This is a genomic window from Metallosphaera tengchongensis (genome assembly GCF_013343295.1).
GTDB lineage: Archaea > Thermoproteota > Thermoprotei_A > Sulfolobales > Sulfolobaceae > Metallosphaera > Metallosphaera tengchongensis.
This window is the reverse complement of the sequence record NZ_CP049074.1, coordinates 175,843-201,440: the sequence shown is the minus strand read 5'-3', so window position 1 is coordinate 201,440 and position 25,598 is coordinate 175,843. Positions and strand designations below refer to the sequence as shown.

The following is a 25,598-nucleotide window of genomic DNA, read 5'->3' as shown; positions in this document are numbered from 1 at the left end:
GCATATGTCCTTGACTTTCCTCATTGACGATAAGGAGAAGATATCTCCCCTTTGGAGATCCCTATCATTTATCTCAGTTAACGGAAGGATTGAGGTCATTAACGCCAGTATGGGTAGAACGTCTGTGCTTCCGGCAGGAGACGTTCTAATAGGGAGGGACATGCTCAGAGGTGAGATGGACGTTTTATCCATGATATATCCTTTTGTAGTCAACAACCAAGAGGTAGTTAGGTACCATAAGACAGTAGCTGACTACCCTCAACTTCAACTGAGAGGGAGGAAGTTAGGTGTGGGATGGTGTGATGAGGACTTTGTAGCTTGCATTTCTAAGAGGAGAGGAGAAAACGTGATATCATTACATCCCTTTCCCTTTAAGGACGAGGTTTTCGATTATGTACTGATCTATGAGATTTTGGACTACGATCTAGTTAGGGAGGCTTATAGAGTTACTAAAAAGGGAGGCAAGCTTATGATACTAATTAGGGATGAGATTTTCGGTGGAGTTAAGCCATCTATAGCCCTTAAGTTCATGGTCAAGTTTCAAGTTAGCTCGGTCTCTCTGAAGGGAGGCTTTTGGGTCATTGAAGGAGTGAAAGGAGTAACAGGCTTTAGAAAAAAATAATTATGGAGAGAACTAGGATTATACGTTGAGGTCCAAACTCCTTTCAATGGATGATGCACTATCCCTGATAAGGATAGGAGATACCATAACGGTCAGCGGGATCTCAATTCATAGAAACCCAATGGCGTTAGTTTATAAGTTGGTTGAAAATGAGTATAGGGAGTTGGGTTTCATAGATAGAGAACCAGGGGTTGCTCTAGAAGTTCTGTTGAAAAATAACGTAGTCAACAAGGTTCGAGTTGCAATGGCCACCCTAGAGTGGTTCGGCATGCTTCCTTCGTTTAGATCGAAGATAGAAAAGGGCGAGATTGAATTTTTGGAGGACACATGTGGGGCTTTTATTGCAGGCATTAGGGCTGGCGCTAGCGGCGTTCCATTTATGCCAGTAAAGGGAATAATAGGGAGTGACCTAGTTAGACTTCACGAAAGGGCAGGCACTTGGAAAGTGGTCAAGGATCCCTTTTCTGGGAACGATATAATTGTGGTGAAGGCTATTGAGCCTGACGTCGCTATCATCCATGTGAATAGGGCAGATGAGTACGGCAACGCTGAAATAATAGGTCCTCTTTATGAGGATGAATATAAGGCCAGGGCGTCTAAGAAGGTAATTATAACTGCTGAGGAGATAGTAGAGCCTAGCTACTTCTACTCTAAGAGACCTAACATTAATTCCGTTTACGTGGATGCGGTAGTCCACGCTCCTAGGGGCGCTGAACCTACCAGCATGTTCCCTCTCTATGACGCAGACTATGAAGAAATATTAAAGTTGGTTGGACAGGCATAGTTTTTAGACTTTCTGAGATTTTTTGAGCTATGGATCTTTTGAGCAAGCTTGGTCTAAGAAGACCTGGGTAGGAAAAAAGCTGGGTTGGACCAAGGTCAGTAAGTTATGTCAACTCATCTAGTCTATACAGTTCTATTATGAAATACCCAAGGACTCAAGGATTCGGGTTTGCTTCATCATAGGGACTGATAAAAGAACTGAAAACCTTTCTCCTTAGGGTGGGGAGTAGGTCAGAACTAAAAATCTAAAGAAGACCTGAGATTATAGGGGTCAATCTTATCCAAGTAAGCCATCTCTTCCTCCCTGACTAGGACTACGGTGCCGTTGGCAACGTCAAAAGGAAATCCAGTGTTCTTCTCGAAGTCCTCGTATTCGGACCAAGGATAGTAATAGAGTATCTCCCACTTCCTCTTCGCTCTGTTGTATCTCATGACACCTAGATTGGTTACTAGATAGACCCTGTTACCTGAATGTTTAGCTGTTCCAGTCACAAAATCAACCTTTTCAACCAACGTGGTCTTACTATGTTTTAAATTCCATAGTATCATTTTCTTAACGAGTGGCATTAGGTATGCAGTTGCAGCTCCTCCTGGAAGCTTGACTGATGGTTTTTCGTAGCCGCCTATACCAGTGAGGTTGACGTTGGTTTCTTGGTCGACCTGGGCTGGGCCTAGAAACATTACATCCAATTTCCCCTTCTGTGCTAGGTCGAAGGAGTCTGCAGTTGTCATGACGGGAGAGCCTTCAAGGAAGAAAGGACTTCCAGTTGACGGGGAGAAGGTTATACTGTTTGGATTAAAGGCTTCAGCAACTCCAACAATATCGATGTCTTTTTTTAACATATCTCTAGCTAAGAAGGCTCCCAATAGCGCAGGTCCAGAGTTCAGTCCAACGTACACTAGTTCACCGTCTTCGAGTAACGAAGCTATAGCCTTAATGACGTAGTCAATTCTCATAGGCAAATTTCTTAAATGAATTAGTTAATATATTATTATGTCCATTGTGTACAAGTACGGACAATTTTATATCGCCGGAGTTAGTCATGTCGTTCCTGGTTACTTGCAGGACGTTGTGTTCATATCGCAGAAGGGAGAAAGATGGGACGTGGTTAGTGCGGAGAGGTTCAAATCTGAGGACAGGAACCTGATGACCATAAGGGAAGCCGTAAAGTACGTTACTCACCTGGATGACCTAAAAAAGGCAGTTACGGAGCTGAGAGGAAGGGGAATTTCCTTGGAGGAAATCAGATCATTTCCTTTTCCTAAGAGTTTGATTGAAGGGAAGAAGAAGATTCAGGCAGAGTTTGACTGAGGGTCTTTCTAACCCTTTCCTTGACTCTCTCGCTCGCTTTCAACCAACTCGCATTACCCTCTAGATCTTTATTAATTGTAGTCTCCCTCAACAGCCTAAGGAACTTATCGGCGCTGGACTGCTCCTCAATTATGCTTTCCTCTAGGCTCATTCCGTTCCTTACCCTCATTACAATGGAAATAATCTTATTCAGTCTATCTGGTACCCCTACTCTAGATCCCCTCAACGTTATTTTTACTCTGGGGAAGTCATAACCAACCAACTCAGTCAGTTTTGTCGTGGCGTATTTCCAACCCGAGTCGTCAACTATTCCTCCAAGTATGAAACAGTCTACGCTCCTTATTAGACTCTCACTGGCGTTAGCTTCGGCGTATGGGTCTAGGACAACGGTAGATTTTGGTGGTTCTACGTCTCTCCTGGATCTATTGGAGAAACCCATCTTGGCGAACATTTCTTCAAATTCCTTGTTCGAATGGTTTATGGACAGGTTGTAATCCCACAGGTAAGTTCTCAGAGTGGAGAGACTTATGGAAATCTGACTGACTAATTTTCTCTTCTCGTCCTGAGAATGTCTGTCCCATAAGGACAGATCGATTATGAACAGGGGCGTCTCAGGATATTTTAGTGTAATTCTCTTCCCGTCCTTGGAGAACGAGTGGGTCGCAAGCGAATCCCCCCTTCCTGTGAGGATAGTGATACCAAATTCCTCACCTACGGTCTTTCCATAATGTGGTCCCTCCTTCAGTCCCCACCCGTAAAGGAGTATCTTTAAGGCTAGGTGCTGTAATATGGGTTTATCTACCCCTCTCACGTAGATCGTATCTATGTCCATTTGCCCTAGGAGCTTTGCAAGTTCTTGGCCTAATATCAACGTATTTCTATTTAGTTTCTTCGCCCTAACCTAAAAGTACACGTGAAGGGAAATGTCAGTAACCATCTCTTATCATATGATGTATAGACGATGGTGTATACGAGGTTAGTGTCAAGAGCGATAAGCTATAACGCACATTTCCACAAACTTCGGGTTACATTCTGTAAAAGCTTTACTCCGAACTTTAGGTCAACACCTAGCTTTTTCGTTACCGAAACGTTTATCGAAAGAAGGAAAGACGTCACCGATAGAAAAGTTTATATTGTTTAGGGTAACCCTAAATATTGATGGACATGAATTTCATAGATGTACTGCTAAACCCCCCTCAGAACCTAACGGTGGGTGAGATACTTATCGTGTCCTATATCCTTGGTTTAATGCATGGAGCTACCCCTGATGAGCATACATGGCCAATAACCTTCAGTTACGCCGTGGGGAAGTACAGCACCAAAGGAGGGATGAAGGCGGGTCTCCTGTTCTCTCTAGGGTTCACTGCCCAAAGAGCTTTACTGACCACTTTAGGTTTCCTAGGCCTGGCGGAAATATATAACAGGTACAACCTCGACGGACCGGTTTACATCATAGTGGGCATTGTAATGGCTATCGCAGGGTCTTATATTCTAAGGGGGCGTTACGTCCACTTACCCATAGATAGACTTCTAGGGAGCGAACACCACGACCCTCTAGCTGAGAGGAGTCAAGTTAGGGATCCACCAATAAAGATGACAATAGTTCATGGTCTTATAGCAGGATTTGGTTTCGGAGCTTACGCTTCCATCATAACTTTCGTGTTGGCACCCAGGATGCCTGGTCTCATTTACGCTCCACTCCCTGGGGTCATGTTCGGTTTAGGTACTATGACCATGCAGATAATCTTCGGAGCTCTGTTCGCTAACGTTATGAGGTTGAAGAAACTAACTGAGGAGGACGTTAAGTTTGTGGGAAGCAAGACCGCAGGAAGGGTTCTGTATTACGGTGGAATGACCTTTTCCATCGTAGGCTTGATCATTGTCCTATTCCCAACTATTGACGACTGGGCTGTATCCACTGGAATTCCAATTCCCAACCTAAACGCCATTGACGTTGGATTTCTGCTGGTGGTATCTGTCGTGGGGATTCTGGGGGTGATAAGCATGATCATGAGCTATAGAGAGATCAAGCAAATGAAACCGAAAGAAGGTGAGGTACAGAAGGGCAACACGAAGACGTGAAATGTCCTAAGACCATTCTTATGGGATTCCTAGGGCCAGGCCTTCAGCATAAAGGAGATAGTCAGTGAAAGCTTTAGTGCAACAACTAAGTAGTAGCTTAGGGGTTTAAGGTTTCTAAACAGTAAATTTTATAAGTACTTTAAAGTCTACTTTTACAATATAGCCATTGATAGGCGTCAATATCGTGGATTTGCTCCTTCTAGTTATAGTTTATTCCACAGCTGTTCTATTAATCTATTTTATATTAAGTAAAATATATCCAAAATCACCTGCGAGGCTAAAGGTTTTAACTTCGTTTATTACGGTGTTCATCCTGCTAAGTCTCGTGTCCGCTTTAAGAACTCCCTATCCGATCGATCTGTTACCAATTTTGGTTTTGGGTTTAGGTCTTACCTACGGATATGTGCGAAACAGACGTTGATTTCCTTAAAAAGTTCTCAAAAATAGTATTATAATGTTATAAATGAAAAAGAAAACCTCGTCCTTCAGGGCAGGATGGGGAAGCACCTGAAACCCTTTTCCTGCCCCTTTACCGTAAGCAGAGAGCTAGATGGGAGGGTTCTCCTCACCTCTCAACTGCCCCTCAATTGAGAGACGATCCGAGAATCAATGGGGATCCCTCGCCTTTCAAGGAGAGGGGAAGTCGGCTAGCGAGCCAGAACTAGTGAAAAGTTAGGGAAAACACCTTATTACTCTCCAATTCAACATTACTCCATGAAAATCGAGAAATCTAAGATGGGAAACTTCACCTTCTATCCTCTTTCTCAGCTAAAGGAAATGGGTTTCAATATAGACAAGTATCCCTATTCAATAAAAATACTCATTGAGAACGTTCTTAGGAACATGGACGGGGAGAAGATTACTGAGGATGATCTAGAATCAATAGCAAGTTGGAAGGTCGGAAAGGACTTTGCGTTCATGCCCACAAGGGTGATCATGCAAGACTACACTGGAGTACCACTCCTAGTTGACCTTGCGGCCATGAGATCCGAGCTGGAAAGGAGGGGGAAGGATCCCTCTAGGATAAACCCCAAGATACCGTCAGACTTAGTTATAGACCATTCAATTCAGGTGGATTACTTCGGCACAGAATACTCTCTTCTGCTCAACATGAAAAAAGAATTTGAAAGGAACTTAGAGAGGTACAAGTTCCTGAAGTGGGCTCAAGGAGCGTTCACGAACTTGAGGGTAGTCCCTCCTGGGCACGGTATAATACACCAAGTCAACTTGGAGTTCCTTAGTAAGGTTGTTGATGTGAGGGAACACAATGGAGTCCTCACTGCCTTTCCTGAGGTTGTCATAGGAACTGACTCTCACACAACCATGGCTGATGGAGTTGGGATTTTGGCATGGGGAGTTGGTGGACTTGAGGCTGAGGCAGTTATGCTGGGAGAACCGTATTTCATGACAGTCCCAGAGGTAGTGGGGGTCAAGCTCACTGGAGAGATCAGGGAAGGGGTCACCCCAACTGACGTTGTCCTTTACATCACTGAGACTCTCAGAAGAAAGGGAGTGGTCGGGAAATTCGTCGAGTTCTTCGGTCCTTCTCTCTCATATCTATCCGTTCCAGATAGGGCGACCATAGGGAACATGGCTCCGGAATACGGTGCTACAGTCGGTTATTTCCCAATAGATGAAAAAACTCTCTACTACCTAAAGGCTACTGCCAGGGACCAGGATATTGTTGGCGAATACGCTAAGGCCCAGGGGATTTACTACTCCTCTGAACCTAACTATACCGAGGTCGTGAACGTGGATCTAGGAGACGTAGAACCGGCTCTGGCTGGACCAATGAATCCAGACGAAAGGGTTCCATTGAGAAAGATGTGGGAAGTAAAGGTAGGGAACAAAAAAGGGAAGAGGGTCTCTGATGGAAGCGTTGTCCTAGCTTCAATCACAAGCTGTACAAACACCTCAAATCCCACCGTCATGTTGGGCGCAGGTGTATTGGCAAGGAAAGCCGTAGCCTACGGTTTGAGATCTAAGGATTACGTAAAGACGAGCATGGCGCCTGGTTCTCCAATAGTATTTAAGTATCTTGAGGAAGCTCAACTTTTACCCTATTTGGAAGCTTTAGGATTTCACGTTGTGGGCTTCGGTTGCACCACCTGCATTGGGAATGCTGGACCTCTTCCCAGGGAAATTGAGGAGGATCTGAAAAACGGTATTGAGGGTTACGCCGTAATAAGCGGAAATAGAAACTTCGAAGGACGTATTAATCCCCTTTTGAAAGGTACTTATCTAGCGTCGCCCTTGCTCGTGGTGGCGTACGCCCTGGCTGGGAGGATAAACATCAACTTTGAAACTGATCCTCTGGGACTTGACCCTAACGGTAAACCAGTCTTCCTGAAGGACATCTGGCCGTCAATGAAAGAGATCTCTAGATACATGGATCTGGCTTTGAACCCTAAATTTTACGAGGAGAATAAGAGCACCATATTCCAGGGTGACGAGAACTGGAGGTCTCTTGAGGTTGCGGAAGGTGTAACCTATGCCTGGGACGCCAACTCAACGTACATAATCGAGCCTCCGTGGTTCAAGGAGGACTTCGAGTTCAAGGAAATAAAGGACGCTAGGATCCTCCTGATACTTGGGGACAAAGTGACTACTGATCACATCTCACCTGCTGGGCCTATAGCGAGGGATTCAGAGGCCGGGACCTATCTACTTCAGAAAGGGGTTGCTGACCTCAACACCTACGGCGCAAGGAGAGGAAACCATGAAGTGATGTTAAGGGGCGGATTTGCCAACAGTAAGCTAAGGAACAAGATGGTGAACAGGAGTGGCGGCTTCACTAAGCATTATCCAGATGGAGAGGAGGGAACAGTCTTCAGCGTTGCAATGAAGTATAGGAAAGAGGGCGTACCCCTAGTTATCTTTGCAGGAAAGCAGTATGGTACCGGTAGCTCAAGGGATTGGGCAGCAAAGGTCACCGCTCTGCTCGGGGTAAGAGCTGTCATAGCTGAAAGTTTTGAAAGAATACACAGGAGCAACCTAGTGGCAATGGGAGTTATCCCCGTCGAGGCAAACTGGAGCTCTTTACAGCTCAGGGGAGACGAAATGGTCAGTCTGAAACTTCAAGAGCTCAAGCCTAGGACTGAAGTTGAGATAATTATCAAGGGGGATAGCCAGCAAAAGCTCCACGGCGTAGCAAGGATAGATACCAAAGCCGAACTGGAGTACATAAAAAATGGAAATATATTAAATTATGTCTTTAAGAGGGTATAGGTCATTGTTTCATTGGCATTATTTTTACAGTATTTTCCTTCTCGTCAAAAACTACTCTCACTAAGTCCCCTTCTTTTATTTGGAATTTTTGCCTTATTCTTGCTGGGATGGTGACTTGATAGTTCCTACTTACTTTAACTATATCTTCTACTGCCATTTTTATCCATAACTATTACTTACTAAAGGTTTATAATATTTTCTATATACTAATTACGGATATCACTGCCGGATTAGAAACTTTCAGTGAAAACTTCTATATAAATTTATTTTAAGAAGATTCTTTAAAGCAAATTTACTTAGAACACGGAGGTTAAAACTTGAATGCGATTCCTTACATAATTCTGCTTAACCGAATAATTCTTAAAAGGGGGATCAAACTCTGTGAGGGATCTAGCGACCTCATAATTCAACCTATCTCTTTCCATCACAATTGACGAAAGCCTCGCCTATCAGGGGGAGAAGTCAGCTCTTACGTTGCTCTCTGTAGTATCTATACTTAATCTTTTCCAGTACTCTCGGTATGTTAATCTTCATGGGACAGACCTCCTTGCACCCCCCTGAGTGGGCGCAGAGGGTAGAAGGCTTTGCGTCATTGTAAACTATATAGGACCACATGGCGCCCATTGGCCCAGAGTAGGGCGGTACCCCCCAACTTCCGTCCATAACTCTGTAAACTGGACAGTGGAGGTGACACCTACCGCACCTTATGCATAGTAGAGCTTCTTGCAAATCGGAATCCTTGGAAGCCCTCAGCCTACCGTTATCCACCAGAACAAGGTGAAACTCCCTCGGTCCGTGGGCTGGACTAACCCTTTTCATCTCTATATCCCCTGTAGAGCTCGGACCAGAGGTCAGGTTAACGTAGGTTGGCGGATAGAGGCCTGCATATGCGGCCTGAACCATAGCTTCCATCATAGCGTGATGGAGGGTGGGCACTATCTTTTCGAAACCTGCTACCGAGATATGTACTGAGGGTGAAACGGTAGAGAATCTGATATTGCCTTCGTTCTCGACGAGAATTATGGAACCGGTATCTGCGGCTATGGCATTAGCTCCAGTTATCCCAACCTCAGCGTTAATGAACTTATCTCTGAGGAATTCCCTGACCCTCATGACTATCTGTTCGTGGGTAGCTCCCTCGGGTAGATTTCCCAGGATCTTTCTAACTAGATCCTCCGCCCGTTCCTTTGACATGTGTATGGCAGGGGCAATTATGTGGGATGGATGTTCCTTTGCAATTTGTATAAGGAACTCCCCTAGGTCAGTCTCCCAGACCTCCTTACCTATCTGGCTTAAGTAATCCCTTAACCCAAGTTCATAAGCAACCATGGACTTTCCAAGAACTATCCTGTTCCTAGAACCGACGATCTTACGGATTTCCTCCTTGGCTTCGTCTGCGTTACCCACCACGTGGGGAACCCCTCCAATCCTCTTCACAGACTCTACGGTTTCCTCAACGTAGTTTTCCAGATCCTTCAAAACCTCGAGTTTCGCCTTCCGCAACTGCTCAGCCAACTCCAGGATGTACGGGTATTTCTCTAGAACCGAATAAACCCTAGGGACGTTGTTATTTATAGTCCTATTGATGGCAATCTCCCAGCTCATAGAACCACCTCAGCCACGTCCTTAATGCTCCCCTTGAAGTGTGGGGACAAGGTGACGTAACAAATTGGACATGCAACCAACAACTTATTGGAGAGCTTCTCCAATTCCTCTGCTCTTCTTTTGGCGATCTTCTCGCTTAACTCCCTGTCCACTCCTGCCAACGGACCTCCGCAACAGGTGGAAGTCTCCTTACCAGTGACTAGGAAGTCCTCTACCAGGTTAACTCCTGCTGACTTCAACAGATCTCTGTATTTCCCCCTTAAGTTCAGGAACCTTGAGTATAGGCATGAATCGTGTATGGTGAACTCCTCATTAACTTTTCTATTAATTTCTACTAGCTCCAGATAATTGAGCACCTCAACGTCGAAATCCACAAACTCCCTATATCTACTTAGAGCGTTATGGGTATGCGGGTCTACGGTAATTACCCTCTTAACTCCCCTCTCCTTGAGAAAGGTCGCTACCATCATAGCGTGGTTCCTGAAATCGTCTAGCAGACCCATCTCTAGTAACAGTGCCCCACTGTAGGGCTCATCTTCGTAAAGGTAAGCGGGCGTAATCCCTTGCCTTCTCAAAGCGTTGGCTATATTATTCAGAATTTTATAAGCCCTAGCCTGCTCCTCCTTAGACGGCTTTAGATATTTGGCCAGAGGTATAACCCCTTTTAAAACTCCCGCCATAGAGGAGAACCTATTCAAGGTAGGTACCACAGGTTCTATCTGATACATACAAGACGTGAAGAGCACTGTTTCCCCTTTCCTGGGAAGGTCATTTGTCCAACCTGAGCACACCTTTTTGTCCACAGGAAAAGGCATTCCATACTTACGTAAGCTCTCCTTCACTAAGGATATAACGCTTTCCATAATCTTGAGTTGATTCTTAGTATAAAATTCTGGCTTAAATTACTGGGAACTAGAGGACGTGGACATTTATAAATGTAAAAGAAACTGAGCTCCCCCCATTCTAAAGGGCGAAGCTTTCTCCAACTTTGTAAATAGAGTCCTAGACTGGAGTCTTGAGCGATACATTTTTACAGTCCGCATCGGTCTTTGGTGGGATGAAGCTTGACTTCCTAGATGTCGAAAGTCAGTACCTCAAGGACAACCCTCTCGGTGACAGCTACAAAAGGAAAGTTGCAGTTATAAGACCAGAGGAGGCAGAAGGAATCCCTGCAATTCTTTACCTCAGTGGATATTTCTCAAGTCCCGTGATGCAACTTAATCCGGATCCTCTGTCTGAAAACCTTAAGGAAAGGTTGGAAAGGTTAGTAAGGGAGGGTAAGGTTCCTAAGATAACGCTGATCCTCCCAGACACTTTTACCAAACTTGGGGGAAACCAGTACATAGATTCTCCTGCAGCGGGTCAATATGAGTCATTCCTAATGAAGGAAGTTATTCCCTTAGTGAAGGAGAATTACTCAATCGATCGCTTCGCAGTTATGGGTAAATCCTCAGGTGGTTTCGGTGCCCTTCACTTGGGTTCCAAGTATGAATTCAGTGCAATAGCTTCCCACTCTGCAGACGCTTACTTTGAATATGCCTATCTCCCACTATTTCCTAGGGCAATACCCACGCTCAGAAGGACAGGTGACCCTAGAGACTACGTGTCCTACTTCTGGTCTCAAGCGGATAGGAAGAGAAGGGATCTGATGGATGCTCTAATGATAGTTGGTCTCTCGGCATTTTACTCTAAATCCTCCACCATTGAACTGCCTTTTGATCTTGAGACTGGAGAGATACTGGAGGACGTTTGGAAGACCTGGCTGGAGTTCGATCCGGTAAGGTTCTTACCAAGGAGAATGGAGAAAGTGAAGGGAAAAAGAGTTTACATCGACGTAGGCGATAGGGACGATTTTTTCCTTCAATACGGTAATAAAATAATCCATAAAATATTGAGAAATTGGAAAGTAGACCACATATTTGAGGAGTTCAGGGGAGGGCACATGAATACCTCTTATAGGTATGAGCTATCCCTTTCATTTCTATCAAAGTCTTTGTATGAAACAAATTAAACTATGTTCTGTAATTAACACTAAACTAATTTATTTATAAATTTATTCCCGCGTCGAATTTCAAGGGAGTTATACTAAAACATAGAACTAAATACTTATAATCTTCTATTCTATCATTTTAGATAATGGATCCGGTATTAGTGTCAAAAGTTATCCTCACCATGATAGGGGTCATTTCGTCTGTCTACGGGGTTAGCTATATTGTTATTGGAAGGTTCGATATACCGTTCATCTCTAGGAAGGAATCCACTGTTTTGGGTTCAGTGCTAGTAGCTGTTGCCCTAGCTCTTTTTATAGTCTCCTTTGCTATACCGTAATATGGTTGTTGTCTCCTTTGAGGATGGAAGGAGGTATACTTTAGAGCCAGATGGTACTGTGAGGGTTGGTGGAGAGGCACCATCTGTAGTAATAGCGTCCCAGAACAATTTGAACGAGGAGAAATTGAAGGAGTATGCGAAGAATGGCATGAAAGTGTTTTTATGTGAAGGGTCGGAAGTGGAGTGCATATCTCTTCTATTGAACAAGTTGTTCCCTCAATGTAAGTCTTGTAAGTTTATGTGAGGGGCTAGCAGGAAGTTTGTAGGTTTTACTTTTTAGGTTTGGGATCCTTGCCCTTTCAGTTCTTATAAATTAGCTTAAGGTTTGATCTAAAATTTTCAATAACATTAAAATATCGACAACTCATTAAAAGCACTTGGTCTTCCTGTTCCATGAGATCTGGGGAAAACGACTTCTTAAGGGACGCCTTGACAATTAAATAAAACGTAAATATTAACCGTCTGCCCATTAACGACTGAGGCAGTCAATAGACGGAGAGTAAAAATGAAGGGGGACATTCGTCGTGAGATGTCAGATTAGGTAGATCCACGAAATTCAATGTGGTAAAAGCTTATTTTGATAACTATCCTTTATGTTCTTATGAAGAGAGTTAAAGATGTGATGAGTTCACCCGTATTTCAAGTAGAAGTTAATACGACCCTCCAAGAGACCTGCAAGCTGATGTTAGAGAAAGGGGTTAGTTCCGTTGTAGTTACGGAGAGTGGGACTCCTAAGGGTATCTTCACAGAAAGAGATGCGGTGAGAGCGATTGCCAACGGATCTTCCGCAATGGATGAGCTTAGGACGGTAGCAACTATGAGGGAACTAATAACTGTAAACGAAGACACAGATATAGTCCAAGCTGCGAAGATAATGGCTGAAAAGAAAATCAGACATTTACCAGTTATGAATAAGGACGGTGAGGTTGTTGGTATGATATCGGTATCAGATATCTCCCAAGAACTGAAGGAGATATAGTTTCGACGAAAGGACAGCAAACATCACCCTTTAGGACGGGAGAGGATCAGCGAGGAAAAGGTCAAACGTGTAATAATATTTTCCTCTCTTCATTGTTTTTATCATTAATATATATTACCTTAATAAAAATCTAGGACTGTTCGATCAATCCTAAAGGGCACAACTCTTTTCTCAGACTGGACGGAGAAGGCATCTTCCAAATCATGGGGGGCATTATCTTCTTTCCTCGGCCTTCTTGATGAATACTTATTCCTAGTTGGATTTTCTTATAAGGACCAAACCGTAGTGATAGGGACCAGGATCAAAGGTTTGCTTTAGTTCGAAATCTTTGAAAAGGTTTATGTAGTCCTTTTCGCTCATTCTGATGCTCATGGGGGGTCCAAAGGGTGTCTCCTCTTTTTTCCAATCCACGATAATGACCTTACCCGAGGGTTTTAGTATCCTTAAAATTTCAGAATAGGCAGCTTCCCTGTCCATATCATGGAAGGAGTTGGCTAGTACAACCACGTCAACTGAGGACGGGGGTATTGAGGTTCTTGATGACTCTTCGTAAAGGAGTTCGGTGTTTGGCTTCTTTATCCTGGTCTTTGCAATATCTAACGCCTCCTTGTTAAAGTCAACACAATAGAGCTTTGAAGAGTATTTCTCCAGCTCCGGGCAGTAGTATCCAGGGCCGCATCCCATATCGACTACAATCTCATCTCCTCGAAGAAGCTTGGGAATAAAGTTCTCTGGGTTTTCGAAATTTTTTCTCCTTTCGTCTAGAAGACGATCAAAATGAGAATGTCTTTTCATAGTTTACTAAAATACCTAAATCATATAAAAAATATACTGACTTCATTAGTACTGGTAAACCCTGATTGTTAATATCTTAAGCGGTTTACGTTATGATTGCCTCAAGTTTCAATCCTTCCTCGCAGGATTTTTGGTTATTGTAAAAGAAAGATGGGACATTTTATGATACTAACTTGAGCACCGGTTTAGATTTTAATTTGAAATTTCTACTTATTAGCTTTTAAAATTTTGAATATACATTCTCCCTAGTCTTCTATAATATATCTTCTTCTACCTACACTTGAGATGGATGGTCTTGGAGGCTTAAGGAGGTGTATTTCTCCATCAACTGCTTTGAAGGATAGTGTTTTACCCATGGTATAGTGGTATGCGGTCACTGCGCTTATGACCGAGTCCGCCTCATCCTTGTTGTTACTCAGATCCTTCCAATCCCATCCTAGGATCTTGAAGGAGGAGGTAGGGTGCGTCTCTATGGCGTTCAAGCTTTTAGATAGTTCCATTCCCCTATAGGTCAATGCCTTAATAAAAGAGGGAGGAAAAACCCTTAGCCCCCTCCTTACCAACAACAGGTCAACTTCCCTGTATCCCTCCTTATAGGTCAAGGGCGCGTCAATGGCGACCACCTTTGCCTCCTCACAGGCGTTTATTATTTCTTCGTCAGCAAGTAGAAACTGGACTTCAATCAGGTTTCCCGTCATCACCGCAACAGCACTTTCCCTTTTCACAGCGAGGTCTATTCCACAATAGCTAGGGCTCATTTTCCACTTTCCTCTTCCCTAAGCATTTCTAAGCTCTCGGCGAGGAGAAATCCTAGTATGATCCATCCTAAGAAGAAGTACACTACGTATTTTTCCAACTGGCCAAAGGATACGAAGAGTATCCAAGAGGATAGAACTAGTGAGAAAACGGAGAAAACTATTTCGTGGACGTGCTTCCTGGGTTTCCTTCTACCCATCCTCGCAAGGGACACAGAGGCAGCCATGTGTATGTAGAGGTTACTCAGGCCTGCAATTCCTGCTATTAGACCTAGGGAAGTAAAAATCCCAAAATAACGTACTAGGAAAAATGAAGTCAAGACAACGAATATCGAAACTATTACCTCCGCTACCTTGGGCTGTCCCTTATATTCAATTGAGAAGAGGCTCGTGAAATGTTGATTTTTAGCCATATTGAACAGCGTTCTTGACCCAGCCAAAAGATACGCTATTCCTCCCAGTACTGCGTCGCTCATGGCAATGGCAGCTATAAATATGCCACCGACCGTCCCAAAGAGAGAGAGCAATAGGGATACCATGTTTCCTTGAAAATTCATTGCAGCTAAGGAGTAAAAGAAGAGTGACGCTAGCCCTCCCCCTAGAAGGGGTACTAGGATGGAAGTCCTGCTTACGGTTTTCGCAGCGTTCTGTATCTCTTCAGGGAAACTAACGACGCTGGAGTAACCGGATGGAATTCCTATACCGAACAAGATCGCCTCCGGAAGATTTTCCGGTAATTTTGAGGGGATAGGGTTATAGAATTTAAATCCTGAAAGAAAAAGGAAATAGAAAGATAAACCTAGGATGGCAATAATTTCTAGTATACCAACTGCAACTGCATACCTTGCAGACAGCTTAACTCCACCTATTACTATAGCCGAGGCTATGATTGTGACTAGGAGGGATAGTAAAAGGGGATCAATTCCGGTAAGCTGTTCTAACACGTAAACTCCTCCCAGCATCAGAGTACCTCCGTAGCTCAGTGAGTAAAGGATGTACATCCATCCAGTCGTAATTCCTAAATCACTAGTCAGTGCATGTAGAGCGTAAGTGTAATATCCACCCCCCTTCGTAAACCTTTTAGACAGCGAGTAAATCACCGACGCGTTGGCCATAACCAGCAAGGTCGTAACCATCATGGCGAAGCCCGAGTCAGTCCCAACATATAGGATCATCTCTGTCCCGAATGCAATAAGTGAGATAAAAGGTGACTGACCTCCGAAGGAAAGGAAGAAGACCTCAGTGGGCGAAATCTTCGTTCTGTCGCTCATTACCTATCTCTAACATGTTCTAGGTAATAAATTGAGCAAAGTGTATCTTTTTACTACAAATGTTATAATAAATGTTAGACTTTTAGAATTTAGAGTCCGTATCAATGAGTTATAAATGGTAGAGAAAACGTTGGCCTCTGGGGATTGGTATTTGAGCTTAGACTAGCCAATATTTTGAAGGTTTCCGGCTGAATGTGAGATTTGTACCGAAGAAACGTGAAGACAGAATCAATTAAAGAGAGGAATTTAGAATATCAATTGGTAAACATGCCATTGGTCGGAGTCATAATGGGAAGTAAGAACGACTGGGAGGTTATGAAGGAGGCAGCAGAAGTGTTGAGCAACTTCAACGTATCTTATGAAGCGAGGGTTGTGTCAGCCCACAGAACTCCGGAGTTCATGATGGAATACGCGAAGGAGGCGCACAGCAAGGGGATAGAGGTCATAATTGCAGGAGCGGGAGGCGCTGCACACCTTCCGGGCATGGTAGCATCTCTCACTCACTTACCTGTTATCGGAGTTCCAATCCCCACAAGAAACCTCAACGGTCTAGATTCTCTTCTTTCCATAGTTCAGATGCCCTATGGGGTTCCAGTAGCTACTGTGGCCATTGGTGGGGCTAAGAATGCTGCTCTCCTAGCAGTCAGAATATTATCCTTAAAGCACCCTGAACTTGTGAACAAGATTCAACAGTTCATGGAGGGGATGAGGAGGGATGTCCTATCGACCACACTTTAACTTCTGCATACTGGGTGGGGGGCAACTGGGCTGGATGATGGTTCTGGAGGGCTCTAAGTTCCCAATAAACTTTTACGTTTACGCTGACCGAGAGGAGCCCGCATGCAGAGTAGCTAGATGTTTCAAGGAAGATTACAAGAAAATTATCGAAGAGTGCGACGTGGTCACGTTTGAGTTTGAGCACGTAGATGAAGGCCCCCTTACACTTGCCCATGATTTAGGAAAGCTTTTACCAGGCTTAAACTCAGTTAACCTGAAGAGGGCTAGACATCTGGAGAAAGAGTACCTTAGGAAGGAGGGTTTCCCAGTCCCTAGGTTTATTACTGTGGAGAATGGAGATGAGGCCCTTAGGGTTCTTCGCGATGAATTTGGCGGAGTTGGGGTAATCAAAAAATCCGAAGGAGGGTATGACGGTAAGGGACAGTACTTCGTTAAGGGTAACGTAGAGGACTTCAGGTTTTTAGAGAAGGAAGGGGGTTACTTCGTCGTGGAGGAATTTGTGGACTTTGATTATGAGGCTTCCATTATCGCGGTGAGGAGAGGGGGTGAGTTCAAGTCCTACCCAGGTACTTTTAACTACAACGAGAAGGGCATTCTAGTGTACAACTATGGTCCCTATGAGAACCAGCAAATGAGGGACATAGCAAAGGAATTGACTAGTAGGTTGAACTACACTGGTGTTATTGGTATAGAATTTTTTGTGAAGGAAGGTAAGGTGATGATAAATGAGTTCGCCCCGAGGGTCCACAACACTGGACACTACACCCTAGACGGAGCGGAGGTCTCACAGTTTGAACAACATGTGAGGGCTCTTTCAGGGCTAGAGCTGGGTTCGACTGAGGTTATGTCGTTCTCAGGAACTGTTAACGTACTGGGAATTCAAGAACCTCCGTTAAGCGTTCTGCAGTACGGAACCCTATATTGGTACGGAAAGAATAGTGCGACTAAGAGGAGGAAAATGGGACATATAAACGTAATAGGTGAGAACCTACTGGATGTCAAGGCAAAAATTGAAAAAGTCATGAAGATATTATATCCTAATGGTTTGGATCTATGAAGTTTAATTTCAAGATATGGATTGAGGATAAGGATGGAAAGCCAGTTATGGGGAAGGGGGGAGTAACCCTAGTGAAAGCCATTCTTGACTCCGGTTCCATTGCCAAGGCGTCAGAGGAAATGAACGTATCCTACAAGTTCGCCTGGCAGTACATAAGGCGAATAAACGGAGAGATAGGAGGAATAGCCATGAGGAAGGGAGGTAAGAACGCGGGGGGTACGGAGATTGACCCCAAGGTTTTAAGAATAGTAAGGCTTTATGAGCAAGCTCAGGAGGAAGTAAAGAGAGTTTTAGAGAAGTACTCTCAGCTCCTGGAAGAGGAAATGAAACAGTGAGTTTACTTCTGATCTATAGCTTTCAAAGCCTCCAACACGAAGCTCTCCACAACTTTCTTAGGGTCCTTAGCCTTCATGACAGCACTGGCTACACCTATGCCATCTGAACCCAACTTAATGGAAATGAAAACGTCCTCCCCTGAACTTATTCCTGCCCCGGCTATCAGGTAAACTCCCTCTACTTTTCTAATTTCCTTAACAGCGTTGGTAATAACTTCTGGTTTAGCCTTTGACACTGAGACTCCGCTCCCAATGAGTTCTGGAGGCTCTATCAGGATTGCTGTGGGGTAGAGAAGTCCCATAGGGACTACAAGTTCGTATCTATCTACACAAACCACCGACTCCAGTCCTAACTTTTTCATTCTCTTGAGCGCGTCGTCCATTTCGTCTAACCTCACTCTTCTCTCGCTGTGATTTAGGAGGCTACCTCTGGCACCTGCATCCTTTATGTGCTCGGGGAGAACTGCCCCAGTGTGTGCACCTTCTGGAAGACCGTCTACGTGTTGAGCGTATACTGGAATGGAGACCTCCTGGCTTATTCTAGTGATCATGGTAGCTGGTACTGCTATAATTATCTCTGTGGACGTATCGATGGATACTCTCTCTAACGTCTTGGCTAGTTCCAATCCCCTTTTCCCATAAGATGTCTCATAGGTCTTATAGTTGACTAGAATTATTGGTTTCTTCATGGAAAATCACACGATCGTATTGAAGTTAAGCTCAAACTATATAAGGGTGATTTAGTGCCTCGCGCAAGTCCCTCTTGAGGTAGTCCAAGATGGTTCCACCCCACAAGGAAACGACGGTAATGAGGTCTAGGTCGAGAATGTAGAGTCTGCTTACTTGTGCTGACTTCCTCCAAGCCCTAAAAGGTGAGAGTCCCTCATCGATTCGGGTTTACATCTCTCATTTGAGGGGCAGCCGAGAGGCTCAAGGATCCTCCCATAAAGGTTGATTATTGCGATGACATCGCGGTCATTCTCATAACCACAATCAACACGACGAAAATATCTGTGGGATACTTCATTGCTGAAGAATGAAGATAGTCTACCGCCCTTCGTCAACTACGTACCGCCACCGGGTCACTGGACAGAGGACGGGAAGAGGAAGCTAATCCTCGTAGTTAGGCAAGACCGCTACGAGGTTGACGAAGAGAAACACGTGCTAATTCTGAAGGACTGGAAGATGGAGACACCCTCCTCAGGAAGGTAAAGGCGGTCTGGTACTCAAGGTAGGCTAGAGATACGCATAGATAACAAGTTCTAAGCCCACACACCCATGGACGTGGGTAGAGTTATAACAAAGAGGTCTGGTAAGCCCATCAAGGACTCCCTCATAATTCACGGTGGGGGGCAAAACACAAATAGACTCGCCCATAGGTAACAAGGTAGCATCTATCGACCTAGGTATATACATGTTAGCAACAGTAGTGCGAACCTCTGTAGCTAGTTCGGCTCGTTTTTATATTTCTCACAACTGAAGTTCAGTTAAGAGCTACACTATGATTTCCCTTAAAGACCCATCAATTGAAGTAAAAAACGTCACCTGTATTTTGGGGGAATGGGGAGAGGACAAGAGTAACCTATCCTTAAAACTAAGGAAAGGTATTGGAGAAATCCAATATCTAGATCCCTACACTGGGGCTTACTTAAGCAAATCTGAGGGAGCCAAGGCGACTTACGTAGTTCCCAGGGAGATGAGAAGGGGAAACATGAACTCCAAGGACCTTCTTGCAGGATGGTTTAGGTCTAGTAAGAGGGCTGAGGAGGTCATGTTTCTTCTTGATATCCCAGACGACAATCTGAACAATATTAGTGACGTTAATTTGTCAAAGGTTTACATGTCCCCGTTGCTTAAGGAAAATGTAAAGTTCGCGGTAATAGAGGACTTCTTTCAGTTAATTGAAGAACAGGGAAAATTTAGGGCGCTAAAATATCTTTTCAAAATCTTGAGGAGCAAAAGGATGGACGCATTGTTAATGATAAGCACTACCGATTTACTGTTCCCGTGTGATCAAATTTATGTTATGTATGACGGAGAAATTGTAGAAGAGGGCGGAGGTCTGTTGCATCCCTACACAATGGCTCTTAACAACTCATCAACTAAAATAGGAAGAAAAGGTGAGAAGTTAAACGTAGTGGAAGTTGGCAGAGGAAGCCCAAGCGGATGTGTCTTTCACGACTACTGTCAGTTCCTCAAGGTCGATAAGGTCCTGCAAAGAAAGTGCAGGCTAGAAAAGCCACCAATGTGGGATTTAGGTGCGTCAAAGGTAAAGTGCTGGAAATATTGGCACCAATGAAGATCTAACGAGTTCTCGTAAACCATGTGGCACATATATCTTAATAGTATGTTATCTCGCTAAACAGGTGGAAGGTGAGTGGAAGTAGTTTCCTTGACTCCAGTGAAGCCCATGGGTTAAGGATTGATATTAGACAGTATGAAAGATGAAACCCAAACCCCTGCAGTCTTTATCTTGCCTTTCCTTCTGGTCAGACCCCTAGGCACCTCACCTTACGCCCATCCAACGAAACCCACGGAACTTCAGTTTTGCATTTACTAGTTGAAAAACGACACTGGGATGAGTAAGGGCACCCCTCACCCAAAACATTGGTGTCCTTAATTTCTCCTCTTATCAGATCAATGAGGTAAGGGTGCAGCGGGTTTTCCAAGATTCTGTATCCCTCTTCCACGGTCCTTCCCTTGAAAAGGACAATAACGTAATCCGTGAGTCTCGATAGGATTGCAGGGTTGTTATCCAAGAACACGAATGTGCTCCTCACAGTCCCCATCAGGTCTATAAGGGAGTTAATCAAGGACGCTCTTCCAATATCACTCAAACCAAATTCTATGTCGTCTATAAGGATGTAGTCTGGCTCCAGAAAGGTGGCGAGGGCTATGGCAACTTTCTTGGCATGGAGAGGAGATAGTTGATGGGGGAGTTTACTCATTATCGTGCCATCTAAACCGAGAAGTTTAACGTATTCCAATCCAACCTCTATTCCAAACTCCTCATTACCTAAGTTATGTGAGACTACGATTTCAGAGAAATGTGAAGCGACATCGTAGAGTGGGTTGAACATGGTGAAGGGATCGTAAAATACCGCGGAAATTCTCCTCCACCTGATCCTATCTAGCAAGTCTCTAGACTTAACCAAGTCGATGTTATCTAAGTATATCGAACCGCTTACTCCATCTATCAAACCCAGAGTAGCAGGAATGAGAAGCTCCTTCCCGCTATCCCTTTCCCCCAGGATCCCTACTGACGTCTTATCGATCTCAGCAGTGAGGCAATGTAATTCAGTCCCTACCGTCAAACAATCGTACTTTAACAACTCATTTCACCACATAATCAGATACCAAGAATAGAAGAACTAGGAAAAGCGCTCTGAAAGCTGCTGGGGGTAGGAAGAGCCACCAGTAGGCGAACAGTCTTGAACTATTTAATAGAGTAGTCAGCGTTGGGTAGTTCGGGTCACCAACCCCAGCTATGACTCCAAGGGCAGTGTAAACGGCTACACCGTCTATGACAGAAATAATGGAGTACCTTTTAATTATGGGTAGTACGTAACCGTAGCTGCTTTTCAGTTTATCCATAAGCGGAATTACATCCACCCCTGATATTGGATTTTGCTTGCAAAGGATTTCTGATGCCTGCCTCGAGATTACAGGCCAGCCCGTGAGAGCTACCACAATCGCCGTCAGGAAAAAGTTGGCCTTAACGAAAGTTATCTCAGGTGTGGCGAAGAGGAGTATGATAGCCATGAGAAGAGGTACTCTAGGGAGGGAGTTTACACCATCAGCTACCCTCATCATTACGGATCTGACAGTACCACATAGGTTACCTGCAAGCGCTCCATACGTGATCCCTATTGCCACTTCCACAGACGACACCAAAAGGCCGAATAATAAAGTATCTACAACTGCCCTGGCGTTAACGTTTATCATGTCTAAACCATTTACATACGTTCCTAAGGGATGAGAAATTGACGGCGGAAGGAGGGGCTTGCCTGAAGGGAGGTGGTATAGGGAGAAAATCAAAGCCCACGCTAGGTAAACGCTAAGAGCTAGAACAGTTTTCCTCATCGTCTCACCCTGGGGTCAATGAACCCGTAAAAAATGTCTCCTATCAGTCCTGACAGAAGCACTATTGAAGAGTAGAAAATGAGAACTCCCTCAATTAACTTGAAATCTCCATATAGGGCACCTATCCTCAGAAGGAGACCAAGCCCAGGCCAATAAAAGATGGATTCAACCAGGAACTCGGAGATGAGCATGTCAATGAAGGCGGTTGAAATAGTGGATAGAGCAACCACCGATGCGTTTCCTAAAACGTGTCTGTAGATAATGATAGACCTCGACAGTCCCTTGGCTTTTATGGGGTTAGGCAAAGCTGTTGGCAGAAAGAGCCTGTTGGCAAATGTACCTACGAAGGGAAAGAAAAGGGAAACGATGGGGAACACTATGCTCTCTCCGTTCTCTACCCTAAGGTGGAACGCATATATCAGGGTCAAGGCTATGACCCAGGAGGCTAAGGCGTTCCCTACATACTTCCACTTTGAAATGATCTTACTCAAGATCCCCTTCTGTGTAACGCTCCTTATAGCGAGGTACGAACCGAGATATACTGACAAAGCGAAGGAAATCCCGGACAACATGCTTGTGTATGGCAGAGAGGTCAACAGAAGGGAGTCTACGCTAATGGAAAAATGCCTGCTGTACCCGAAGTTAAAGGTGAGTAGCTCAGAAGCGACCTTAGATATCCCCTCACCGGAAACTATCTCAAGCCCAGCCGTAACGGTGGATACGATCAAAATAGAAACGAGGAACGACAACACCCTCTTCAGGATGTAGTTACTAACTGATCCATGGATTTCAGATTTAGCTAAATTCCCTATCTCCTTTTCCTGGACTAAAAGCACCGTTCCCCTAAATCCCATAGCCGTTCCAGTGAAAACTAAAAGTATACCCAAGAGGGATAATGGGGCGAGATTCTCCACATACCCTGTGACGACGTAGACGTAAAAGTAGGAGGAGTTGAGCTTAACTGGCGAGATATTAGAAACGTTGAGGATGTCAGTTCCGTTTAAAACTATTTGACCAGTTGGGCTGCCTTTTGATAGTACAGCCCAGTATTGATCTTGATAGTTGGGCGGATAGGCTACGCTTCCAAATCCGTAGGAGACCACTGACATTCTCTGAGTCTGTGAGGCATAAATCGAAAGAGTGATCCCTAGCATTACCAAGAGAATGGAAATGACCACGAGCACCAATGATTTCATAAAGCAAGACTTCACTTTTTACCTAAAAAGTCACCTTATCTAAATTTAGTTTTTTCCTTACATAAAATTTTAACACATTGTAGTTAGCAGTTTTCCCAGACTCTTGAGTTTATATAGTCTCATAATAAAGCTATTATGCTGTACATGATCAAACCTGGATCCTGAGACCTGCCCAGACGTGGGCTTATATCCCGAAAGGGGCCTAGCTTGCCGGGCCAGAGATTTGCGGCTTTCCCAACCTAGTGAGTTAGGATCCTCTTGCTAATGAGGTTGATGTGGGGGGGAGCCCTCCTCGAATTTCGTGAAGTCCAAGGGTTGAGGACTATATTAATATAAAATCCTATGGAACCCAAACTCCTTAGAGCAGCTCCCGTCCATGAATCTTATACGACTTAACTATCGAGAAAATCTTATATGAGGGATTCAAGAGAATTCGTTGAATGTCATTTCCTCTTGCAGAGATGTTCTTCTCGTCTTACAGAAGGGATCCCAACAGCAATTACCTGGTTTCTGCACCAACTGGTTCAGGTAAAACTCATCTAGCTAAAGTGGTTCTACTGGAGGGAGGTGGGATATCAATCTACGTCTCTCCCCTCAAGGCCCTTTCAAGGGAAGTTTACCTTGATGTTAAGGACAGGACCAGGGCAGTGATAGCTGACTCGGACGTCTATGAAGACGATTTGAGACACTTCAAGGGCGATGTCCTCTTGGCAACATACGAGAAGTTGGACAGCGCAATCAGACATGATTACAGTTGGTTGGGGAACGTGAAGAGGGTAATAATTGACGAGATCCATAACGTGGAGGGTGAGAGAAGCCTAGCGATTGAGAACATAGTCCTATGGGCAAAGGAAAAGGGTGTCCCGCTCATCTCATTAAGCGCCACCCTAAGTAATCCTGAAAAATACGTTAAGTGGTTGGACGCTAAGCTGATCTCCCACAAGGAAAGAACCGTTCCGCTTCACGAGTGTATAGCGTACCCATATACCTTAAAATGTAGCAATGGAATTGAAGAAAATTTTAAGGTAAAGCCTACTAGAAACCTCCCCAAACTGGAGCTTCTCTACAACGTCTTAGAGAAAATCTCCTCCATGGGAAAGAACGCTCTGGTTTTCGTGAAGAGCAGGAAGTCGGCGGAGATCCTTGCAGACAAGCTGAACAAGATGGGTTTGAGAACCTCTTTTTACCACAGTGGGATGTCTCAAGAGGACAGGAAGAAGGTCTTAGACCTTCTATACAAAGGTTCCTTAAACGCCGTAGTGTCGACGACAGCTTTGGGACAGGGAGTTAACCTCCCAGTTTACGCAGTGGTATTCTATGAGATGAAGCTTCCCCTAGTAGACGAGAAGGGGGAATTCAAGGGTTGGAAGGACATCTCGAGATCTGAGTTCCTTCAGATAGCCGGAAGGGCAGGGAGGCCTAAGTACGACAAGGAGGGTTTGACCATACTCATTGCCAGCAATAAGGTCTTCGCCGAGATCTACTCTAGGAAGTACTTCAGAGGCACTGCCAACCCTGAGGTGAGTAGGCCAGATTTGGATACACTCTCTTTAGCGTTCATTTCGTGGAACCAGAGAGTAGACTTTCAAAAGCTCAAGGATTCCATAAACTCTACCTTTAACTTCCGTGGAGTTGATGAGAGCGAAGTTGAGAGATCAGTAACAAGCCTCAGGGAAATGAAGCTTCTTGAGCTTAGAGACCATCTCAGTATAACTCCCCTAGGGCGAGCTGTTGCCATTAGTTACATTGATGTGAAGGCGCTAAAGGGTTTTCCCATAGAGAACAAGGAGCAGGACTTGATAACCGCTATCGTCTCTTCTCCAGAAGTTGCCCCAAGCCTGAGGGGTTGCAAGGAAGGTAAGGAACTTCTCTCCAAGTGGATGAATGGTGAGAGCATTGAAGGGTTATGCGTAAAGCTTTCCCACAAGGACATAGGCGAATTCATCTCCAATTCTCGTTGGATATCCTTCGCCATGTATAGGGTAATGAGAGCTCTAAATGATGATAGGTTCAGAAAGGCCCTAGACATTCACTTGAGTATAAAGTACGGAGTACCTGTCCAAGGAATCAACCTAGCCAGAGCCGGCATTCCCCGTGAGATCATCGTGGATCTTCTAAGATTCAACGTGAGTGACTTAACAGATTTATGCGTCCTTGTGGGACTTAAAGGGATAAGGGAACAAATGAGGAAACATGACGTCGAGATAGAGGTGATATGCAGGAAAGTCTACTCCGACGATCCGTCGATTTTCGATGCGAGGATGGCTTTACAGCAGTATGAAGGTAAGGAGTTTGAATTAGGTGAGCTAGTTTCAAGGTATGGTAGGGACACTCTGGCAAAATTGATGAGAATGAAACTCCTGCAGAGAAGAGGCGACAGGTTCGTAATCGTGGGCACCCAGAGAACGGTGTAGTACATAGCATCGTCT

The 25,598-nt window shown here is 44.5% G+C and carries 27 protein-coding genes and 1 pseudogene; 15 read left to right on the top strand and 13 right to left on the bottom strand.

Annotated features, from left to right (window positions below; translation table 11 throughout):
* The first annotated feature begins 4 nt into the window (after positions 1-4).
* Together GWK48_RS00935 and GWK48_RS00930 are read left to right on the top strand one after the other, a co-directional pair.
* Entirely contained in the window at positions 5-622 is a 618-nt protein-coding gene (locus GWK48_RS00935) for a methylase (protein WP_174628755.1), read from the top strand.
* Positions 623-647: 25 nt separating this feature from the next.
* Positions 648-1,406: a CoA transferase subunit A gene (locus GWK48_RS00930; protein ID WP_246263856.1), complete on the top strand. Its 759-nt coding sequence runs from the start codon at positions 648-650 to the stop codon at positions 1,404-1,406.
* Positions 1,407-1,642: 236 nt separating this feature from the next.
* On the opposite strand, the gene GWK48_RS00925 is transcribed toward GWK48_RS00930, so the two are convergent.
* Positions 1,643-2,362, bottom strand: coding sequence for a CoA-transferase subunit beta (locus GWK48_RS00925; RefSeq protein WP_174628753.1), 720 nt, complete (start codon positions 2,360-2,362; stop codon positions 1,643-1,645).
* 37 nt (positions 2,363-2,399) lie between these two features.
* On the opposite strand from GWK48_RS00925, the gene GWK48_RS00920 reads away from it, so the two are divergent.
* Positions 2,400-2,717, top strand: a complete 318-nt coding sequence (locus GWK48_RS00920; RefSeq protein ID WP_174628752.1) for a hypothetical protein — start codon at positions 2,400-2,402, stop codon at positions 2,715-2,717.
* On the opposite strand, the gene trm10 is transcribed toward GWK48_RS00920, so the two are convergent.
* On the bottom strand, positions 2,668-3,588 hold the full coding sequence (gene trm10 / locus GWK48_RS00915; protein ID WP_246263855.1) for a tRNA (adenine(9)-N1)-methyltransferase Trm10: 921 nt from the start codon (positions 3,586-3,588) through the stop codon (positions 2,668-2,670). The genes GWK48_RS00920 and trm10 overlap by 50 nt on opposite strands.
* 293 nt (positions 3,589-3,881) lie before the next feature.
* On the opposite strand from trm10, the gene GWK48_RS00910 reads away from it, so the two are divergent.
* Together GWK48_RS00910 and acnA are read left to right on the top strand one after the other, a co-directional pair.
* Positions 3,882-4,799, top strand: a complete 918-nt coding sequence (locus tag GWK48_RS00910) for a hypothetical protein (RefSeq protein ID WP_174632387.1) — start codon at positions 3,882-3,884, stop codon at positions 4,797-4,799.
* A 714-nt stretch (positions 4,800-5,513) separates the two neighbouring features.
* Positions 5,514-8,027 carry an aconitate hydratase AcnA gene (acnA, locus tag GWK48_RS00905; RefSeq protein WP_174628750.1) on the top strand — a complete coding sequence of 838 codons (2,514 nt, stop codon included), beginning with the start codon at positions 5,514-5,516 and terminating at the stop codon, positions 8,025-8,027.
* Between the two features lies 1 nt (position 8,028).
* Here acnA and GWK48_RS00900 read toward each other — a convergent pair whose 3' ends face one another.
* The 3 genes from GWK48_RS00900 to GWK48_RS00890 form a co-directional block, all read right to left on the bottom strand.
* Positions 8,029-8,184, bottom strand: a complete 156-nt coding sequence (locus GWK48_RS00900) for an AbrB/MazE/SpoVT family DNA-binding domain-containing protein (protein ID WP_174628748.1) — start codon at positions 8,182-8,184, stop codon at positions 8,029-8,031.
* 305 nt (positions 8,185-8,489) lie between these two features.
* A complete protein-coding gene (locus GWK48_RS00895) occupies positions 8,490-9,632 on the bottom strand; it encodes an LUD domain-containing protein (RefSeq protein WP_174628746.1) in 1,143 nt (380 codons plus the stop codon).
* On the bottom strand, positions 9,629-10,495 hold the full coding sequence (locus GWK48_RS00890) for a heterodisulfide reductase-related iron-sulfur binding cluster (RefSeq protein ID WP_174628745.1): 867 nt from the start codon (positions 10,493-10,495) through the stop codon (positions 9,629-9,631). Before GWK48_RS00890 ends, GWK48_RS00895 begins: the two co-directional genes overlap by 4 nt.
* Before the next feature lie 152 nt (positions 10,496-10,647).
* On the opposite strand from GWK48_RS00890, the gene GWK48_RS00885 reads away from it, so the two are divergent.
* The 4 genes from GWK48_RS00885 to GWK48_RS00870 all read left to right on the top strand — a co-directional run bounded on the left by GWK48_RS00885 (position 10,648) and on the right by GWK48_RS00870 (position 12,939).
* On the top strand, positions 10,648-11,643 hold the full coding sequence (locus GWK48_RS00885) for an alpha/beta hydrolase-fold protein (protein WP_246263854.1): 996 nt from the start codon (positions 10,648-10,650) through the stop codon (positions 11,641-11,643).
* A gap of 125 nt (positions 11,644-11,768) precedes the next feature.
* Positions 11,769-11,960, top strand: coding sequence for a hypothetical protein (locus GWK48_RS00880; protein ID WP_174628743.1), 192 nt, complete (start codon positions 11,769-11,771; stop codon positions 11,958-11,960).
* Position 11,961: 1 nt separating this feature from the next.
* Positions 11,962-12,204, top strand: coding sequence for a hypothetical protein (locus tag GWK48_RS00875; protein ID WP_174628741.1), 243 nt, complete (start codon positions 11,962-11,964; stop codon positions 12,202-12,204).
* Positions 12,205-12,561: 357 nt separating this feature from the next.
* Entirely contained in the window at positions 12,562-12,939 is a 378-nt protein-coding gene (locus GWK48_RS00870; RefSeq protein WP_174628740.1) for a CBS domain-containing protein, read from the top strand.
* A gap of 252 nt (positions 12,940-13,191) precedes the next feature.
* Here the strand turns inward: GWK48_RS00870 and GWK48_RS00865 are convergent, their stop codons facing one another.
* From GWK48_RS00865 to GWK48_RS00855, 3 genes are all read right to left on the bottom strand, one after another.
* Positions 13,192-13,734: a class I SAM-dependent methyltransferase gene (locus GWK48_RS00865; protein ID WP_174628738.1), complete on the bottom strand. Its 543-nt coding sequence runs from the start codon at positions 13,732-13,734 to the stop codon at positions 13,192-13,194.
* A 245-nt stretch (positions 13,735-13,979) separates the two neighbouring features.
* Positions 13,980-14,492, bottom strand: coding sequence for a DUF429 domain-containing protein (locus tag GWK48_RS00860; RefSeq protein ID WP_174628736.1), 513 nt, complete (start codon positions 14,490-14,492; stop codon positions 13,980-13,982).
* Positions 14,489-15,760 (bottom strand): APC family permease, encoded by a 1,272-nt coding sequence (locus GWK48_RS00855; protein WP_174628734.1) that lies wholly within the window; start codon positions 15,758-15,760, stop codon positions 14,489-14,491. The genes GWK48_RS00860 and GWK48_RS00855 overlap by 4 nt, the downstream gene beginning before the upstream one ends.
* 267 nt (positions 15,761-16,027) lie before the next feature.
* Between GWK48_RS00855 and purE the strand changes: the two genes are divergently transcribed.
* The 3 genes from purE to GWK48_RS00840 are packed head-to-tail and all read left to right on the top strand — an operon-like array spanning position 16,028 to position 17,890.
* Positions 16,028-16,498 carry a 5-(carboxyamino)imidazole ribonucleotide mutase gene (purE, locus tag GWK48_RS00850; RefSeq protein WP_174632383.1) on the top strand — a complete coding sequence of 157 codons (471 nt, stop codon included), beginning with the start codon at positions 16,028-16,030 and terminating at the stop codon, positions 16,496-16,498.
* Complete coding sequence (locus tag GWK48_RS00845; protein WP_174628732.1) at positions 16,476-17,555, top strand: 5-(carboxyamino)imidazole ribonucleotide synthase; 1,080 nt, start codon at positions 16,476-16,478, stop codon at positions 17,553-17,555. The genes purE and GWK48_RS00845 overlap by 23 nt, the downstream gene beginning before the upstream one ends.
* Positions 17,552-17,890, top strand: a complete 339-nt coding sequence (locus GWK48_RS00840) for a winged helix-turn-helix domain-containing protein (RefSeq protein WP_174628731.1) — start codon at positions 17,552-17,554, stop codon at positions 17,888-17,890. The genes GWK48_RS00845 and GWK48_RS00840 overlap by 4 nt, the downstream gene beginning before the upstream one ends.
* A gap of 2 nt (positions 17,891-17,892) precedes the next feature.
* Here GWK48_RS00840 and tpiA read toward each other — a convergent pair whose 3' ends face one another.
* Both tpiA and GWK48_RS11400 read right to left on the bottom strand, forming a co-directional pair.
* Positions 17,893-18,579 (bottom strand): triose-phosphate isomerase, encoded by a 687-nt coding sequence (tpiA, locus tag GWK48_RS00835; protein WP_174628729.1) that lies wholly within the window; start codon positions 18,577-18,579, stop codon positions 17,893-17,895.
* Positions 18,580-18,773: 194 nt separating this feature from the next.
* Positions 18,774-18,915 (bottom strand): annotated as a pseudogene (locus GWK48_RS11400) (RNA-guided endonuclease TnpB family protein); the annotation flags it as partial.
* A gap of 1 nt (position 18,916) precedes the next feature.
* Here GWK48_RS11400 and GWK48_RS11395 point away from each other — a divergent pair.
* Together GWK48_RS11395 and GWK48_RS00825 are read left to right on the top strand one after the other, a co-directional pair.
* Positions 18,917-19,102, top strand: a complete 186-nt coding sequence (locus tag GWK48_RS11395) for a hypothetical protein (protein ID WP_246263967.1) — start codon at positions 18,917-18,919, stop codon at positions 19,100-19,102.
* Between the two features lie 289 nt (positions 19,103-19,391).
* Positions 19,392-20,189: an ABC transporter ATP-binding protein gene (locus GWK48_RS00825; protein WP_174628727.1), complete on the top strand. Its 798-nt coding sequence runs from the start codon at positions 19,392-19,394 to the stop codon at positions 20,187-20,189.
* Positions 20,190-20,379: 190 nt separating this feature from the next.
* Here GWK48_RS00825 and GWK48_RS00820 read toward each other — a convergent pair whose 3' ends face one another.
* Genes GWK48_RS00820 through GWK48_RS00810 form a run of 3 tightly spaced genes read right to left on the bottom strand, consistent with a single transcriptional unit; the run spans position 20,380 to position 23,169 of the window.
* On the bottom strand, positions 20,380-21,222 hold the full coding sequence (locus GWK48_RS00820; RefSeq protein WP_174628725.1) for an ATP-binding cassette domain-containing protein: 843 nt from the start codon (positions 21,220-21,222) through the stop codon (positions 20,380-20,382).
* 1 nt (position 21,223) lies between these two features.
* Complete coding sequence (locus GWK48_RS00815) at positions 21,224-21,973, bottom strand: peptide ABC transporter permease (protein WP_174628723.1); 750 nt, start codon at positions 21,971-21,973, stop codon at positions 21,224-21,226.
* Positions 21,970-23,169, bottom strand: coding sequence for an ABC transporter permease subunit (locus GWK48_RS00810; RefSeq protein WP_174628721.1), 1,200 nt, complete (start codon positions 23,167-23,169; stop codon positions 21,970-21,972). Before GWK48_RS00810 ends, GWK48_RS00815 begins: the two co-directional genes overlap by 4 nt.
* Positions 23,170-23,609: 440 nt before the next feature.
* On the opposite strand from GWK48_RS00810, the gene GWK48_RS00805 reads away from it, so the two are divergent.
* Entirely contained in the window at positions 23,610-25,583 is a 1,974-nt protein-coding gene (locus GWK48_RS00805; RefSeq protein WP_174628719.1) for a DEAD/DEAH box helicase, read from the top strand.
* The last annotated feature ends 15 nt before the right edge of the window (positions 25,584-25,598 follow it).

Excerpts from the sequence above, each read along its gene's own strand:
- GWK48_RS00935 (WP_174628755.1), top strand. The coding sequence starts at position 5 with ATGTCCTTGACTTTCCTCATTGACGATAAGGAGAAGATATCTCCCCTT.
- GWK48_RS00925 (WP_174628753.1), bottom strand. The coding sequence starts at position 2,362 with ATGAGAATTGACTACGTCATTAAGGCTATAGCTTCGTTACTCGAAGAC.
- GWK48_RS00920 (WP_174628752.1), top strand. The coding sequence starts at position 2,400 with ATGTCCATTGTGTACAAGTACGGACAATTTTATATCGCCGGAGTTAGT.
- GWK48_RS00910 (WP_174632387.1), top strand. The coding sequence starts at position 3,882 with ATGAATTTCATAGATGTACTGCTAAACCCCCCTCAGAACCTAACGGTG.
- acnA (WP_174628750.1), top strand. The coding sequence starts at position 5,514 with ATGAAAATCGAGAAATCTAAGATGGGAAACTTCACCTTCTATCCTCTT.
- GWK48_RS00900 (WP_174628748.1), bottom strand. The coding sequence starts at position 8,184 with ATGGCAGTAGAAGATATAGTTAAAGTAAGTAGGAACTATCAAGTCACC.
- GWK48_RS00895 (WP_174628746.1), bottom strand. The coding sequence starts at position 9,632 with ATGAGCTGGGAGATTGCCATCAATAGGACTATAAATAACAACGTCCCT.
- GWK48_RS00890 (WP_174628745.1), bottom strand. The coding sequence starts at position 10,495 with ATGGAAAGCGTTATATCCTTAGTGAAGGAGAGCTTACGTAAGTATGGA.
- GWK48_RS00880 (WP_174628743.1), top strand. The coding sequence starts at position 11,769 with ATGGATCCGGTATTAGTGTCAAAAGTTATCCTCACCATGATAGGGGTC.
- GWK48_RS00875 (WP_174628741.1), top strand. The coding sequence starts at position 11,962 with ATGGTTGTTGTCTCCTTTGAGGATGGAAGGAGGTATACTTTAGAGCCA.
- GWK48_RS00870 (WP_174628740.1), top strand. The coding sequence starts at position 12,562 with ATGAAGAGAGTTAAAGATGTGATGAGTTCACCCGTATTTCAAGTAGAA.
- GWK48_RS00865 (WP_174628738.1), bottom strand. The coding sequence starts at position 13,734 with ATGAAAAGACATTCTCATTTTGATCGTCTTCTAGACGAAAGGAGAAAA.
- GWK48_RS00860 (WP_174628736.1), bottom strand. The coding sequence starts at position 14,492 with ATGAGCCCTAGCTATTGTGGAATAGACCTCGCTGTGAAAAGGGAAAGT.
- GWK48_RS00855 (WP_174628734.1), bottom strand. The coding sequence starts at position 15,760 with ATGAGCGACAGAACGAAGATTTCGCCCACTGAGGTCTTCTTCCTTTCC.
- purE (WP_174632383.1), top strand. The coding sequence starts at position 16,028 with ATGCCATTGGTCGGAGTCATAATGGGAAGTAAGAACGACTGGGAGGTT.
- GWK48_RS00845 (WP_174628732.1), top strand. The coding sequence starts at position 16,476 with ATGTCCTATCGACCACACTTTAACTTCTGCATACTGGGTGGGGGGCAA.
- GWK48_RS00840 (WP_174628731.1), top strand. The coding sequence starts at position 17,552 with ATGAAGTTTAATTTCAAGATATGGATTGAGGATAAGGATGGAAAGCCA.
- tpiA (WP_174628729.1), bottom strand. The coding sequence starts at position 18,579 with ATGAAGAAACCAATAATTCTAGTCAACTATAAGACCTATGAGACATCT.
- GWK48_RS00825 (WP_174628727.1), top strand. The coding sequence starts at position 19,392 with ATGATTTCCCTTAAAGACCCATCAATTGAAGTAAAAAACGTCACCTGT.
- GWK48_RS00815 (WP_174628723.1), bottom strand. The coding sequence starts at position 21,973 with ATGAGGAAAACTGTTCTAGCTCTTAGCGTTTACCTAGCGTGGGCTTTG.
- GWK48_RS00810 (WP_174628721.1), bottom strand. The coding sequence starts at position 23,169 with ATGAAATCATTGGTGCTCGTGGTCATTTCCATTCTCTTGGTAATGCTA.
- GWK48_RS00805 (WP_174628719.1), top strand. The coding sequence starts at position 23,610 with ATGTCATTTCCTCTTGCAGAGATGTTCTTCTCGTCTTACAGAAGGGAT.